The sequence below is a fragment of the Nocardia sp. 852002-20019_SCH5090214 genome (assembly GCF_001665865.1).
In the GTDB taxonomy this organism is placed as follows: Bacteria; Actinomycetota; Actinomycetes; order Mycobacteriales; family Mycobacteriaceae; genus Nocardia; species Nocardia nova.
This window is the reverse complement of the sequence record NZ_LZMK01000377.1, coordinates 1-2,175: the sequence shown is the minus strand read 5'-3', so window position 1 is coordinate 2,175 and position 2,175 is coordinate 1. Positions and strand designations below refer to the sequence as shown.

General features: G+C 66.2%; 1 protein-coding gene. It reads right to left on the bottom strand.

Annotated elements, in window-relative coordinates:
* The coding region (gene mobF, locus A5780_RS31060; RefSeq protein ID WP_156769718.1) for a MobF family relaxase at positions 1-1,997 on the bottom strand (1,997 nt) is incomplete at its 3' end.
* Positions 1,998-2,175 lie beyond the last annotated feature (178 nt).

Below are 2,175 nucleotides of genomic sequence, written 5' to 3'. Positions count from 1 at the left end.
CGGCCGACGGTTTCGACGCGGGCGCCGGTGGCTTCGGCGAGGATCGCGGCGGGCGCGGCCTCGGGGGCCAGGCCGAGCACTGTTCCGCCGGAGGCGTGCCAGGCGTCGACGAGGACGCGCATGGCGGTGGTTTTCCCGGTGCCCGCCGGGGCGGACGCGACCGCGATGCGCGCCGCGGATGTGGCGAAGTGGGTGACCATGGCGGCCTGGCCGGCGTTGAGTTTCTTGCCTTCGTGGGCGGGATCGGTGTTGTATGCCGCGATCGCGGCGGTCACGAAACTCTCATCGATGGTGCGGGCTCCGGGCTGGACCGATAGCACCGTGAGGCGGTATTCGATGTCGAGTTGGTGGGCGGAGGTGTAGGTCTGGGTGCCGGAGCGGGTGTAGACGCTGGCGCCGTCGCGGCGCTGGAACGGCGCAGGCACGGTGGCGAGGTCGGGTTCGGCAGCGATATCGGGATCGGTGCGGGCGAGTGAATTGCGGGGTGAGAGTGCTTGGGCGACAACGGCGTCGGTGATGTCCGCCCAGGTGTCGCGGTCGGTGAGGGCGCGGATGCGGCGTTCGGTTTCGGCGCGGATGTGGTGGTGCTGCCACACCGACCGCTGCCCCGACACCACCTCCACCACCTCGCGCGCGATATCCGCGACGCGATCCTCGCTCAGCATCGGTGAGGGAGGCGAGGCGCGGTTGATGCTGGTGGCCACGACTCGGTCGAGGATGGTGTGGCCGCCGAGCACGGTGGAGGCTTGGGTGCGCCAGTCGCGGCGTTGCTCGGCCCACGACCGCGACAGGTGTTTGGCTGGACGGGTCTGCAAGGTCGCGACCTGGGAGAGATTCCACATCTCGGCCGGGGTGGGCTCGCGCCCGAGTTGCTGGTGGAACTCGACGGTCAGCTCTCCCAGTCGTGTGCGGATGGCGGTGTCGCGTCGTGACCAGTACCGGATCAGTACCGCGGGGATGCCGGCGATTTCGCGGATGGGGCGTTTGTTCGGGTTGGTGCCGGCGCGTTCGGCGAACTCGACGCGGAGGTCGGCGCGTAGGTGGTGTTCGAGGCGGGTGTTGTAGATCTCGCTGATCGTCACGTTCAGCCGGTAGATTCGCGCCGCGTCCAGGGTCCGCCAGCGCCCGTCGGCACCGCGGACGCGGTTGGCGATGACGACATGGGTGTGCAAATCCGGGTCCCCGCATCGGGATTCGCGGTGAACGAACCGGGCGGCGATGATGCCGTCGACATCGAGTTGACGTACCCCGTTGCGGCCTGCCCGGGTGAAGATCCCATGCTGTTGCAGCCAACGCAGGGCGTCGTCCACGGCGGCGTCGTGCGCTGCGGCGATGCGCCCGGAGACCTCGAGGGGTGCGATGGCCCACAGCGCGGAGACGCTTTTGACCGGAGAGAAAGTGAGGTCGAACCCGGCGACCGCCGCTGATTTCGGGCGCGACATCTTGGCGACGAACCCGGACAACTCGCGATCATCCAATGGCGGTCGCTCGTACTGTTCGGTGAACATTTCTGCGGCGACGTCGGTACGTATCCGTGCGCGAACCTCGTCGGGAATCGCCGCGCGGGCGTCGACTCCGGCAGCGATATTGTGTTCAGCGAACGCCTTGCCGCAGCGTTTGCGGAACTCGTTGTCACCGGAATAGGTGCGATACGGATTACCCAACCGTGTCGCGCGCTCCGCGATTTCGGTCGCGGCTTTGAGGCTGGTTCCTTTCGCAGTCTCGGAAGCGATGACGCGTGCGGTGATCGCGTCGGTGTCGGGATGGCGGCCGTGGCCGAACAACGCCCGCATCTGCGCTTCGGTCACCTCCTCACCGGGCGAGAGCCCCAGGGTGGCAAGCCCGTTGCCCCACCATAGGCCGGGTTGCTCACCGTGGACGGAGTAATAGTCGGATAGGGTTCCGGGGCCGCGGTCGGTGGCATCGGCCGCAGCGACCTGACGAAGGTAATACCGGTAGCTATCGCCCGCGAGAATTTTATGGAGCGTCGCGGTCATCTATTCATCACATGCCCATGGCGCCCAGTGTTTCCAGGTTTGGAAGGGAGGTAGTTTGTATCAAATCGCGTCATTTCCCCACGATGTAAGGAAATTCTCAGATTCCTCGATGCATGAGGTCTGCTATGGGTGAGTGAGTGTGTGGGGGGTGAGGGGATATGGGGCTGTCTCTTATACA